Raw genomic sequence first — 11,850 nt, forward strand, 5'->3', positions numbered from 1 at the left:
GCACCGGCGGCCGACGCCATAACCTGAGGGCTGGCGCGGTGACGGATGGGATGGGATGGCCGAATTGACCGGCGCGGCGGTCGAAGAACTCACCGGAATGGACATCTTTGACGGATGTTCCGCCGAGCACCTAAGGCCACTGGCGGCCCGCCTCAAGCCGCTGCGGGTCGGCGCCGGCGAACAGCTCATGCGCCAAGGTGAACGGGCCGTTTCCTTCCTGCTCGTCTCCTCGGGTCGCGCCCGGGTCAGCCATGTCGGCGAGGACGGTACGGTGCTCGTCGAGCAGGCCTTGCCGGGCACGATCGTCGGGGAGATCGCCCTGCTGCGTCGCATCCCGCGAACGGCAACGGTCACCGCCCTCGAGCCGCTGACCGGCTGGCTCGGCGGTGACGACGCCCTGGACGTGATGGCGCACATGCCGGGGATCATGGATCGGCTGCTGCGCACGGTTCGGCAACGGCTGGCCGCCTTCATCACGCCGATCCCGGTGCGGCTGCGCGACGGAACCGAACTGATGCTGCGGCCGGTGCTGCCCGGCGACAGCGCGCGGACGGTGCACGGCCACGTGCACTTTTCCAGCGAGACGATCTATCGGCGGTTCATGTCGGCCCGCGTTCCCAACCCGGAGATGATGCACTACCTGTCCGAGGTCGACTACGTCGACCATTTCGTGTGGGTGCTGGTCGACGGCGGTGACCCCGTGGCCGACGCCCGGTTCGTCCGCGACCAGACCGACCCGGCGGTCGCCGAGATCGCGTTCACCGTCGCCGACGACTATCAGGGCCGGGGGATCGGCAGCTTTCTGATCGGTGCGCTGGCGGTCGCCGCCCGGGTGGACGGCGTCGAAAAGTTTTCCGCGCGAATGCTTTCCGACAACGTGCCGATGCGAACGATCATGGACCGCCACGGGGCGGTCTGGCAACGCGAGGACGTCGGGGTGATCACCACGGTGATCGATGTGCCCGGCCCGGGTGACCTGGGCTTCGGGCGTGAGCTGGCCGACCGAATCGGCCGCGTCGCCCGGCAGGTGATCGAAGCGGTCGGCTGATGCGCCGCCGGCCGTTCTGGATTGGCCCGATGACGGCCACCGTCGTTGTGCTGTCGGTGGTCGGGTGCGCGCGGCCGCCCGCGCCGGCATCGTCGGCCGCTTCGTCGCCGCCGGCGTCCCGCGCCCCCGCGATCAATCCGGCCAACATCAAGCGGGTCGGCCGCGAACTTCCGAGCGGCTATGAGGTCACCGGTGACATCCGCGGCGCCTCACCCTGGGTGATCTGGAGTTTGGGAGCCCAGGCGTGGGCCGTGCCACCGCAGTGCGCGGCCCTGGCCGATCCCGGCTATGGACAACACCAGGCCGCGCAGGGCGTGTCCGGGTCGGGCGCCGGCGGCATCGTCGATGCCGTTGTGGTTGCCCTGTCACCGGGCCCGGTGCTGCTCGACCACGACCTGGTCGCGAGCTGCGGGCACTGGACCATGACCGACGGGCACGCCACGGCCAGCGTCAGTCTCACCGACGCCCCGCACATCGACGGCGCGGAAACGCTGGGCATGGTGGCCGACGTCCGCAAATCCGTCGAGGCGGGCGCCGAAATCGATTCGCGGGCATACACGTTCGTCGCCTACCTGGGCGACTATTACGCGCTTGGCGCGCTGACCACCGACCCCGGGTCGATGCTCGCGCCGCTGCCACCGCAGTTCGCCGCCGATCTGCTGGTCAAAACGGTGTCGACGGTACGCGGCTGAGCGGCCGCGCTTGGGTAGGGTGGCCACGATGGTGAAGGTGGTGCTGGCGGTCGCGGCGGTGTGCTGGCTGGTCGGTTGTGCACCCGGGGCCAACTCGGCGCGGCCCGCACACGTCGACATCGCCAAGGTCGCCGCGGTGAAGTCGAGCTTTGGACCCGAATTCAGTGTCACCGAGGTGCCGCCCACAGGCATCGACCCCCAGTTCTTTTCCGCCCGCAAACTGCCCGAGGGGCTCAGCTTCGATCCGGCCAACTGTGCGCCTGTGGCCACGGGGCCCGACCTGCCCGCCGGCCTGCGGGGCAACATGGCCGCCGTCTCCGCGGAGGGCAACGGCAACCGGTTCGTCGTGATCGCGGTGGAGACCTCCCAACCGCTGCCGGTCAGTTCCCCGGGGAAAGAGTGCAGCCAGGTGGCCTTCACCGGGCCCCAGATACGCGGCGGTATCGCGGTGATCGATGCACCGACGATCGACGGCACCCAGACCCTGGGCATCCACCGTGTCCTGCAGGCGGTCGTCGACGGGTCAACCCGCACCGGCGAGCTCTACGACTACTCGGCGCACTTCGGCGACTACGAGGTGATCGTCACCGCAAATCCGCTGGTGATCCCCGACCGGGCGGTCGCCCGGGTCGACACCCAACGTGCCCGCGACCTGCTGGTCAAGGCGGTGGCCGCGGTTCGCGGCCAACGCTAACTGCTAACGCACGTCGCGCGGCCGGAACTGGAGGCTGACCCGCGGACCCGCCGCGGTGGATGTCTTGGGAACCGAGTGCTCCCAGGTGCGTTGACACGATCCGCCCATCACCAGCAGGTCGCCGTGCGCCAGGGGAAATCGCAGCGACGGGCCGCCGCCGCGCGGCCGCATCGCGAAGGTGCGGGTGGCGCCGAGGCTGACGATCGCCACCATGGTGTCCTCGGTGCTGCCGCGACCGATGGTGTCACCGTGCCAGGCCACGCTGTCGGAGCCGTCGCGGTAGCAACACAGCCCGACGGTGGTGAACGGCTCGCCCAGCTCGCCGCCGTAGATGTCGTTGAGCCGGCGCCGCAGCCGCGCCAGCAGCGGATGCGGCGGATCCTCAACCGTCAGGTCATAAAAGCTGACCAGCCGGGGGACGTCGACCACCCGGTCATACATGCGGCGGCGTTCGGCTCGCCACGGCACCGCGCGCAACAACGCGTCCAGCAGCTCCTCGGCGCCGGTCAGCCACCCGGAGCGGAAGTCGATGAAGGCGCCGTCACCGAGTTGTCTTCGCTCCTGGTGCTCGAAAAGTGAGGCCTGCACCGCGATCGCCACCTCCCGAGCCTATCGCACACCCGTTCGAGGAGGCGGTGCAGGACACGGCCGCCGGGATCGGGCGGCTACGGTTTGAGCTGTGGCAGCTCAGCTGGGCGTGGATTCCGAGGTGGGAACGCTACGGGAGGCCATCCTGCACCGCCCGGGTGCCGAGCTGCAGCGGCTCAGCCCCCGCAACAACGATCAGCTGCTGTTCGACGGGCTGCCCTGGGTTGCCCGCGCGCAGCAGGAGCATGACCAGTTCGCCGAGCTGCTGCGTGCCCGCGGTGTGCGGGTGCTGCTGCTCTCGGACCTGCTGACCGAGGCGTTGCAGCACAGCGGGGCCGCCCGGATGCAGGGGGTGACCGCCGCGGTTGACGCGCGCCGGCTCGGAGCGCCGTTGGCCCAAGAGCTTTCCGCCTACCTGCGCGGCCTCGACCCGGTGACCTTGGCTCACGTCTTGACCGCCGGGATGACGTTCAACGAGCTGCCCGCGGATGCCCGGACCGAGGCGTCGCTGGTGCTGCGGATGCATCAGGGGGCCGATTTCGTCATCGACCCGCTGCCGAACCTGGTGTTCACCCGGGACTCGTCGATATGGATCGGGCCGCGGGTGGTGATCCCGTCGCTGGCGTTGCGGGCGCGGGCGCGTGAGGCGTCGCTGACCGACCTGATCTATGCCCATCACCCGCGGTTCACCGGTGTGCGCAAGGCCTACGAATCCAGGGCCGCTCCGGTAGAGGGGGGTGACGTGATGCTGCTCGCCCCGGGTGTGGTCGCCATCGGAGTGGGGGAGCGGACCACCCCGGCCGGTGCGGAAGCGTTGGCGCGCAGCCTTTTTGATGACGACCTGGCGAACACGGTGCTGGCGGTGCCGATCGCTCAGCGGCGCGCGCAGATGCACCTGGACACGGTGTGCACGATGGTCGATACCGACACCATGGTGATGTATGCCAACGTGGTCGACACCCTTGCGGCATATACGATCCGGCGCACGCCGGCCGGGGTGAGCATCAGCGAGGAAACCTTGTTTCTACAGGCGGCCGCCCGGGCGATCGGGGTGGACAAGCTGCGGGTCGTGCACACCGGATTGGATCCCGTCGTCGCCGAACGCGAACAGTGGGACGACGGCAACAACACGTTGGCCTTGGCGCCCGGTGTCGTCGTCGCCTATGAGCGCAACGTGCAGACCAACGCCCGCCTGCGGGATGCGGGCATCGAGGTGCTCACCATCGCGGGCTCCGAATTGGGCACCGGCCGTGGCGGGCCACGCTGCATGTCGTGTCCGGTCGCCCGCGATCCGGTGTAGCTTGCCGCCCAATCAGCGCCAGCTGGGCAGCCAGATCTGCATGTTCCAAATCTGTTGGGAGATCGGCAGACCGGTCAGCACCGGGAACAGCCACACGAAGTTCGTCACCACCAGGGCGAGGTAACAGCAGACCAGGATCAGCCCCAGCGTGCGCCGCTCCTTGCCCTGACCGGGCTGGTAGAGGATGTCACCGAGGATCAGCGCGATGGCCATCACCAGAAACGGCGCCATGGTCGCCGCGTAGAAGAAGTACATCTGCCGGTCGATGTCGGCAAACCACGGCAGCCATCCGGCGCCATAGCCGACCAGCACCGCCGCGTATCGCCAGTCCCGGCGCACACACATCCGCCAGCCCGCGTACAGCAACACCGGCACCGCCAGCCACCACATCGCCGGGGTGCCGACCAGCATTTCGGCTTTGACGCACGATTGCGCGCCGCAGCCGGGCACGTTTTGTTGGTCGATGGCATAAAGCACCGGCCGCAACGACATCGGCCAGCTCCACGGCTTGGATTCCCAGGGATGGTAGTTGCCCGCGGAATTCGTTAGCCCCGCATGGAATTGGAAAGCCTTGGCGGTGTAGTACCAGAGCGAGCGGATGGCGTCGGGCACCGGCACAATGCTGTCCTGGCCGATGGTCAGCCCCACCTGGTGGCGGTCGATCGCGGTCTCGGAGGCGAACCAACCCGCGTAGCTCGCCAGATAGACCGCGAACGGGATCAGCGCCAGCGCATACCCGGTGGGGACCGAGTCACGTCGCACCGTCCCCAGCCACGGTCGCGGCACCCGGTACTGACGGCGCGCCGCCACGTCGAACGCCAGTGACAGCACACCGAAGAACAGCACGAAGTACAGACCCGACCACTTGGTGGCGCAGGCCAACCCGAGGAGCACCCCGGCCCCGAACCGCCACCAGCGCACACCCAGCCGCGGGCCCCACACGGTCTGGGCATTGCGGCCCGCGAGCAGGGCGACGTGCAGCCGCCGGCGAACCTGATCGCGGTCGACGATCAGCGCGCCGAACGCCGCGACCACAAAGAACGTGAGAAAGCCGTCCAGCAGCGCGGTTCGCGAGGCGACAAAGCTGACGCCGTCACAGATGAGCAGCAACCCGGCGATAGCGCCGACCAACGTCGAGCGGCTGATCCGCCGGACGATCCGCGTCGCCAGCGCCACCAGCACCACGCCCAGCAGCGCGCCGCTGAACCGCCAGCCGAATCCGGTGTAGCCGAACAGGGCTTCGCCGATGGCGATCAGTTGCTTGCCCACCGGCGGATGCACCACCAGGCCAAACCCGGGGTTGTCCTCCACTCCATGGTTGTGCAGCACCTGCCAGGCCTGCGGCGCGTAGTGCTTCTCGTCGAAAATCGGGGTGCCGGCATCGGTCGGCGAGCCCAGGTTCAGGAATCGGGTCAGCGCGGCCAGCAGCGTGATCACGGCGGTGACCAGCCAGCCGCGCAACCGGTCTGTCGGCCCGAAATCGGCGACCGGCATCAGCGGCCCGGGGCTGAGCACCGGTACCGTCCGCTCCAGCATTCGGTCCTGGTCGGGGACGGAGGTTTGTTGGGGCGGGGCGGTCATCGGTGTCGATCGTAGGCTGTCGGTCATGTGCTCCGGTCGCCTTCTGCTCGGCGCAACCCCGTTGGGCCGGCCGTCGGACGCGTCGCCGCGCCTGATCGACGCGCTGGCCAGTGCCGACGTGGTGGCGGCCGAGGACACCCGGCGGGTGCGGAATTTGGCCAAGGCGCTCGACGTCGCGATGACCGGGCGGCTGGTCAGCCTGTATGACCGGGTCGAGGCGGTGCGGGTGACCTCGCTGCTGGACGCGATGACCGCCGGTGCGACGGTGCTGGTGGTCAGCGACGCCGGGATGCCGGTCATCAGCGACCCCGGCTTTCGGCTGGTGGCGGCGTGTGTTGCCGCCGGGGTTCCGGTGACCTGCCTACCGGGGCCGTCCGCGGTGACGACCGCGCTGGTGGTGTCGGGCCTGCCGGCGGAGAAATTCTGTTTCGAGGGTTTTGCCCCGCGGAAGGGCTCGGCGCGCAGGGCCTGGCTGGCCTCGCTGGCCGACGAGCCGCGCACCTGGGTGTTCTTCGAATCGCCGCGCCGATTGGCCGCCTGCCTGCGCGATGCCGTCGAGCAGCTCGGCGGTGCCCGTCCGGCCGCGATCTGCCGCGAGCTGACCAAGGTGCACGAGGAGGTGGTGCGCGGATCGCTTGCCGACCTGGCGACCTGGGCCGCCGGCGGCGTGCTCGGTGAGATCACCGTGGTGGTGGCCGGCGCCGGCGTGACCGCGCGGGTCGACATGCGGGCCCTGGTCGATGAGGTCGAAAAGCTTGTCGCGGTGGGCATCCGGGTCAAGGACGCCTGTAGCGAGGTGGCCTCGGCACATCCGGCGGTGCGCACCCGCCAGCTCTACGACGCGGTCCTACTGTCCCGCCGTGCGAGGGGTGACTCGGAGCAACCGTAGCCGGCGCGTCAGGTCAGGGTGTGCAGAACCCGATCGGACCGATCGCGGGCGTGCACAGCTGCGGGTGCGGGGGCGGCCCGGGCAGCGCCGGCAGCGGGGGTGGCCCGGGCAACGCCGGCAGCGGGGGTGGCCCAGGCAGCGCCGGCAGACCGCCCGGGAGAGCCGGAAGCCCCGCCGGCAGACCGGCCGCGGCGGCCAGCGCCGGCAGCGCCGCGGCCACCGCAGCCGGGTCCACCCCCGGCAGACCGGCCGGAAGGCCCGCCTGCAGGGCCGGCAGGGCGGCCGCCAGTTGCGGGAGGCTGCCCGCGGCCAGCGCCGCGACGTCCGCCGGTGACATGCCCGGCAGGCTCGGCAATGCCACGCCCGGCAGCGCGGCCGCCGCCATCGCCAACAGATCCGCCGGCGGTACACCCGGCAGAGCCGGCAGCCCGATGCCGGGCAGACCGCCCGCCGCGGCCAGCGCGACCAGGGTCGCCGGCGACACGCCCGGCAGACCCGGCAGCGCCGCCGCCGGTGCGGCCGACGGCAACAGCATCGAGCCCACCGTGCTGGCCGCCGCGTTCGCGGCCGGCAGGATCCCCGAGGACTGCAGCGCGTTGTAGGCCAGCACGACGTAGGTGACGGCCAGCGCGCTGGAGGTCACCACGCTGGCGGCGGTGGCGCCCACTCCCAAGACGCCGTTGACGACCGCGGCGGCGGTGTTCACCCCGCTGGGTACGCCGGCGAGAGCGGCGACGTCGGGAATGCCGGGAACGGCGATGCCGGGCGGGATGCCGATGCCGGGGATCGCCGGCACCCCGACCCCCGGCGGCAGGGCCGGGTTTGCCAGCGCGGGCGGGGGCGGCAGGGCCGCGGGGCCCACGTTGGGCACTCCGGGCGGGCCGGGTATTCCCGGCGTGGCCACTCCGGGGATCGCGGCGGCGGCCGCCGGCGCGCCCGGCCGCGGCGCCAGGGCCGGCGCGATCGCCGCGGCGGGCGGCTCGAACGGCGCCGGAACCGCGTTTGCCGCCGCGGGCGGCCCCGACTTCGTCCCAGGCATCAGGACCGAAGCCAGGCGGTCGCACTGCTGACCGGGGCTGCACGTGCCTCCCGGCATCCGCACCGGCTCGGTGGCCGTCAACGGTGTGACCGCCAGCGCCCCACCCAGCACGGCAGCGGCCGCAGCGCCAACGATGGCGACTCTCATCACTGACCCCTTCTCGAATTTCAACACCCGGTCGCTTGAGCTTAGGCGCAGCGGGCCCGCCATGTGGGCGTTACGCGAAATTCCACCCACCGAGCGCTCAGAAAAATTTGCTGACTACCCGACCCGCTGCGCCGTCGCCGGGACCGGCGGCCGCACTATGGGCGCCGCCTTGTGCAGGCACTCCGCCCATTCGGCGTCGGGTTCGGAGTCGGCGGTGATCCCGCCGCCCACGCCCAGCACGGCGTTGCCGCAGGCGTCGAATTCGACGGTGCGGATCGCGACATTAAGCTCGCATCCGGCTATCGGCGACGCTAAACCAATTGCGCCGCAATATATCCCGCGCCGATGCTGCTCCCATTGCGAAATCAGTTGGCGGGCACGAAGTTTAGGTGTTCCGGTGACCGACGCCGGCGGGAAGGTGGCGTCCAGCAGCGCCGACGTCGGGAGTTCGACCGGAACCCGCGCCGCCACCGTGGACACCAGATGCCACACGCCCGGCGCGCGCCGCACCACCAACAGCTCCGGCACCGTGACGGTGCCGGTAATGGCCACCCGGCCAAGGTCATTGCGAACCAAGTCCACGATCATGATGTTCTCGGCCACCTCTTTGGGCGAAGCCCGCAACGCCGATGGCCAGGCCGCCAACGGCAGGGTGCCCTTGATCGGGCTGGACGCCACGAAGTCACCGCGGCGACAAAGGAACAGCTCCGGGGAGAGCGACGCCACCGCGCCCCACCGGCCTGCGACGTAGGCCGCCCGGGCCGGGGAGGTGCGGGCGACCCCCTCGATGAAAAAATCCAACGGGGAACCGGTGACGGTCCCGGTGAACTGGGTGCACACGCACGCCTGATACACCTCGCCGGCGGCGATCGCTTCCAGGCAGGCCAGCACCCCGCCGCGGTGTGTTTGCCGGTCGGCGGTATCCCAATCGATCCGCCAGGTCGGTGCCGGCCTCCCGCCCGGTGCCGCCAGCAGGGCATCGGCCAGCCAGGCCGGCATGGGTGCACCCGACAGGCTCTCGTAGAGCCACTGCCCGCTGCGGTCGCGGCGCAGCAGGCAGTCGGTCCAGCCGCCGGCGGCCTCGGGAATCCGGTTGGGCCGTCCGTCGGCGCCCGGATCCGGATACGACAGGTAACCGACCCAGCCGCCGCCCACGGCGACGGGCCCCGGGTCGGGTCGCCGCCGACCCGGCGGGACCGAGAACGCGTCGTCGCGGCTCACCGGCAGCACCGACACACTGGGCGCGATCACCGCCAACGCCCCGAACCATTCGCCGGTCAGCGCGGCCGGCGGCGGCAAACCGAGTCGACCGGTGGCATCGCCGACGGCGCGCAGCAGCGTGGGCGCGCCGCCAAGATCGCCGAGCCGCTCGATTCGCACCGCCCTAGCTTGACAGAACGGCGGATTTTCGCACGCCAGGAGTCGGTCCCCTAGGTGCGGCTGATGGTGCGTGCGCTGGTCAGGGCCGCTAGTTTGGCCGGATTGCGCATCACATAGAAGTTGGTGATCTTGTCGTCGATGACTTCCAGCGTGATCACCCCTTCGAGGTGTTCGCCGAGGTAGAACACCACCGCCGGCGCGCTGTTGCAGGTCGCCAGCTGCACGCGCAGCTGCGCCCCCGCCTTACGCATCAGCCCGATAATGGCCCTGGCCACCCGCTCGGCGCCGACCACCGGCTTGCGGGCCGCCGACACCTTGCCGCCACTGTCGGCCATCCAGGTGGCGTCCGGAGCGAGCATGGCCACCAGGGCCGCCACATCGCCGCTGGCCGCCGTGGCGAGGAACTGTTCGGTGATCTCCGCTTTGCGTTGCGGGTTGATGTCGTCGAATCGCTTTCGCCGCGCCCGCACGTGTTCGCGGGCCCGGTGGGCAACCTGTCGCACCGTGGCGGCCGGTTTGCCCACCGCGTCGGCGATCTCGCCGTAGTCGAATCCGAACACCTCGCGCAGCACGAACACCGCCCGTTCGTCCGGGCTCAGGGTTTCCAGCAGGACCAGCATGGCCATCGAAACCGATTCCGCCAGCACGACATCGGCCGACGGGTCCTGGTCGTCGAGGAGCAGCGGCTCGGGTAGCCACGGGCCCACGTACTCCTCACGACGGCGGGCGCTGGCCCGGAGCGCGTTGAGGGCTTGACGGGTGACCAGCCGGGCCAGGTAGGACTTGGTGTCCTGCACCGTCGACAGGTCGACATCGGCCCACCGCAAGTAACTGTCCTGCAGCACGTCATCGGATTCGGTTGCCGAGCCGAGGATTTCGTAGGCGATGGTGAACAGCAGCGGTCGCAGCAGGGTGAAGCGTTCGGCGTGCTCGGTGCGATCCGACGCGGGCGTCATCGCAGCGCGACCCGTCGGCCGGCCGGCCGCGGGGCCGGTCGCCTGCCGCCCTGGAGCCAGAAGTACGAGCCGGGTTTGCCGGCTTCGCGCCGCAGCGCCCACAGCGTGCCCTTGCAGACGGCCTCCTTGATGGACGCGGCGGTGCGGCCGCCGATGATCAGGTTGACCGGGGTGTCGTCGGTGCGCGCCAGCTGGATGGTGCCGTAGCCGCGGCCCACGCTGATGCACTGCCCGACGAACGCCTGGTTCAAGGCCGCGGGTGCGCGCCCGGCGATGCGGCGCAGCACCGTGTCGGCGGCGTGGGCGGCCAACGGCCCGGCGGCTTGGCAGCTCATCCGCAGCGGCTGGCCCGAGGGGGCGGCGGCGTCGCCGGCGGCGACGATCCGCTCGTCGTCGAGGCTGGTCAGTGTTTCGTCGGTGAGCAGCCGGCCCAGGGCGTCGGTCGCAAGGCCGCTGCGGGCGGCCAGATCCGGAACACCGAAACCCGCCGTCCACACCGTCACCGCGCTGGGCAGCACGGCGCCGTCATCGAGGACCACGCAATCCCAGCGAACCTGACCGACCGCGGCGGACTCGAGGACGGTGGCGCCGAGTCTGCGCAGCTGCTTGGCCACCGAGCGGCGGCCCCGCTGGCTCAGCGACGGGCCCAGGACACCGCCGCAGATCAGCGTCACCGAACGGCCCCGCTCGGCCAGCTCGGCGGCAGTTTCGATGCCGGTCAAGCCGCCGCCGACCACCGTGATGGCGGCATCGGGGCGCACATCGGCGAGGGCGTATCGCAGCCGCGTCGCGCCCTCCAGCTCCGCGACGGAATATGCGAACTCGGCCGCGCCGGGCACGGCCATGGCGGTGGCGCCGGTGCTGCCCACCGCGTAGATGAGGAAGTCGTAGTCCAGGGTGGCGCCCGAGGCCAGCAGCACCCGTCGAGCACCCGCGTCGATGTGCTCGGCGCTGTCAACGACCAGCCGCACGCCCCGGCCGAGCAGGGAGCGGTAGTCGACGGTGGCGGAGCCGGTGCCGGCAGCCAGTTGATGCAGCCGGATGCGCTCGACGAACTGCGGGCGCGGGTTGACCAGGGTGATGTCGACATCGGCCCGCTGCCGCAGGCGGTTGGCGGCCATGGTGCCGGCGTATCCGCCGCCGACCACGACGACGCGTTGGCCGGCCAGCTCGGTCATCTCAGGCATGGGGTTGTCTCCTGTTCGTGCGGGTCGTGCGGGTGTGCCCGCAAGACACCGCGGACACGCCGGGCGTGACATCGCGGGCCCAGAATGTCAGCCGGCTCACGGGTGGCCTCGGCGGCGCGGAGTTGCGCGCTGGGCCGGCGGTGTTCGTCGAGCCGCTCGCGACCCTAGCTGACGAGCGCGTCGGGCCGCCCTGGGTTGCCCAGCCAGTGGCCAGCTGCGACACCAACTCTGGTGGCTTCGCGGTCGAAACCGGTGAAGCGGCGAGGCCAAAACCCCCAACCCCGCAAGGGGACGCCGCATGAGCGTGCAACTCAAACACACTCAACGGACACGTGCCCACATCGGAGGT

At 70.7% G+C, this 11,850-nt stretch carries 11 protein-coding genes; 5 read left to right on the plus strand and 6 right to left on the minus strand.

All coding sequences use genetic code 11. The features are described 5' to 3' along the window. Window positions 1–55 precede the first annotated feature (55 nt). Genes G6N20_RS00955 through G6N20_RS00965 form a run of 3 tightly spaced genes read left to right on the plus strand, consistent with a single transcriptional unit; the run spans window position 56 to window position 2,434 of the window. Window positions 56–1,048: a GNAT family N-acetyltransferase gene (locus G6N20_RS00955; RefSeq protein ID WP_083047060.1), complete on the plus strand. Its 993-nt coding sequence runs from the start codon at window positions 56–58 to the stop codon at window positions 1,046–1,048. Further along, on the plus strand, window positions 1,048–1,740 hold the full coding sequence (locus tag G6N20_RS00960; RefSeq protein ID WP_083047062.1) for a DUF5642 family protein: 693 nt from the start codon (window positions 1,048–1,050) through the stop codon (window positions 1,738–1,740). The genes G6N20_RS00955 and G6N20_RS00960 overlap by 1 nt, the downstream gene beginning before the upstream one ends. 28 nt (window positions 1,741–1,768) lie before the next feature. Next, window positions 1,769–2,434: a DUF5642 family protein gene (locus G6N20_RS00965; RefSeq protein WP_083047142.1), complete on the plus strand. Its 666-nt coding sequence runs from the start codon at window positions 1,769–1,771 to the stop codon at window positions 2,432–2,434. A 3-nt stretch (window positions 2,435–2,437) separates the two neighbouring features. On the opposite strand, the gene G6N20_RS00970 is transcribed toward G6N20_RS00965, so the two are convergent. Further along, entirely contained in the window at window positions 2,438–3,034 is a 597-nt protein-coding gene (locus G6N20_RS00970) for an alpha-ketoglutarate-dependent dioxygenase AlkB (RefSeq protein ID WP_179961502.1), read from the minus strand. Window positions 3,035–3,113: 79 nt separating this feature from the next. Between G6N20_RS00970 and arcA the strand changes: the two genes are divergently transcribed. Continuing rightward, window positions 3,114–4,322 (plus strand): arginine deiminase, encoded by a 1,209-nt coding sequence (gene arcA, locus G6N20_RS00975; RefSeq protein WP_083047064.1) that lies wholly within the window; start codon window positions 3,114–3,116, stop codon window positions 4,320–4,322. Window positions 4,323–4,334: 12 nt separating this feature from the next. On the opposite strand, the gene G6N20_RS00980 is transcribed toward arcA, so the two are convergent. Next, window positions 4,335–5,903 (minus strand): dolichyl-phosphate-mannose--protein mannosyltransferase, encoded by a 1,569-nt coding sequence (locus G6N20_RS00980; RefSeq protein WP_083047066.1) that lies wholly within the window; start codon window positions 5,901–5,903, stop codon window positions 4,335–4,337. Between the two features lie 25 nt (window positions 5,904–5,928). Between G6N20_RS00980 and rsmI the strand changes: the two genes are divergently transcribed. After that, window positions 5,929–6,792, plus strand: coding sequence for a 16S rRNA (cytidine(1402)-2'-O)-methyltransferase (rsmI, locus tag G6N20_RS00985; protein WP_083047068.1), 864 nt, complete (start codon window positions 5,929–5,931; stop codon window positions 6,790–6,792). A 13-nt stretch (window positions 6,793–6,805) separates the two neighbouring features. Here the strand turns inward: rsmI and G6N20_RS00990 are convergent, their stop codons facing one another. The 4 genes from G6N20_RS00990 to G6N20_RS01005 are packed head-to-tail and all read right to left on the minus strand — an operon-like array spanning window position 6,806 to window position 11,492. Continuing rightward, window positions 6,806–8,041 carry a hypothetical protein gene (locus G6N20_RS00990; RefSeq protein ID WP_179961531.1) on the minus strand — a complete coding sequence of 412 codons (1,236 nt, stop codon included), beginning with the start codon at window positions 8,039–8,041 and terminating at the stop codon, window positions 6,806–6,808. 51 nt (window positions 8,042–8,092) lie between these two features. After that, complete coding sequence (locus tag G6N20_RS00995) at window positions 8,093–9,358, minus strand: aminodeoxychorismate synthase component I (protein ID WP_179961503.1); 1,266 nt, start codon at window positions 9,356–9,358, stop codon at window positions 8,093–8,095. Window positions 9,359–9,408: 50 nt separating this feature from the next. Then, window positions 9,409–10,314: an RNA polymerase sigma-70 factor gene (locus G6N20_RS01000; RefSeq protein WP_083047074.1), complete on the minus strand. Its 906-nt coding sequence runs from the start codon at window positions 10,312–10,314 to the stop codon at window positions 9,409–9,411. After that, complete coding sequence (locus tag G6N20_RS01005) at window positions 10,311–11,492, minus strand: NAD(P)/FAD-dependent oxidoreductase (RefSeq protein ID WP_083047076.1); 1,182 nt, start codon at window positions 11,490–11,492, stop codon at window positions 10,311–10,313. The genes G6N20_RS01000 and G6N20_RS01005 overlap by 4 nt, the downstream gene beginning before the upstream one ends. Window positions 11,493–11,850: the final 358 nt, after the last annotated feature.

This window comes from Mycobacterium shinjukuense, assembly GCF_010730055.1.
In the GTDB taxonomy this organism is placed as follows: domain Bacteria; phylum Actinomycetota; class Actinomycetes; order Mycobacteriales; family Mycobacteriaceae; genus Mycobacterium; species Mycobacterium shinjukuense.

Coding starts and splice junctions, on each gene's coding strand:
- G6N20_RS00955 (WP_083047060.1), top strand. CDS start 56: ATGGCCGAATTGACCGGCGCGGCGGTCGAAGAACTCACCGGAATGGAC.
- G6N20_RS00960 (WP_083047062.1), top strand. CDS start 1,048: ATGCGCCGCCGGCCGTTCTGGATTGGCCCGATGACGGCCACCGTCGTT.
- G6N20_RS00965 (WP_083047142.1), top strand. CDS start 1,769: ATGGTGAAGGTGGTGCTGGCGGTCGCGGCGGTGTGCTGGCTGGTCGGT.
- G6N20_RS00980 (WP_083047066.1), bottom strand. CDS start 5,903: ATGACCGCCCCGCCCCAACAAACCTCCGTCCCCGACCAGGACCGAATG.
- rsmI (WP_083047068.1), top strand. CDS start 5,929: ATGTGCTCCGGTCGCCTTCTGCTCGGCGCAACCCCGTTGGGCCGGCCG.
- G6N20_RS00990 (WP_179961531.1), bottom strand. CDS start 8,041: ATGGCGGGCCCGCTGCGCCTAAGCTCAAGCGACCGGGTGTTGAAATTC.
- G6N20_RS01000 (WP_083047074.1), bottom strand. CDS start 10,314: ATGACGCCCGCGTCGGATCGCACCGAGCACGCCGAACGCTTCACCCTG.
- G6N20_RS01005 (WP_083047076.1), bottom strand. CDS start 11,492: ATGACCGAGCTGGCCGGCCAACGCGTCGTCGTGGTCGGCGGCGGATAC.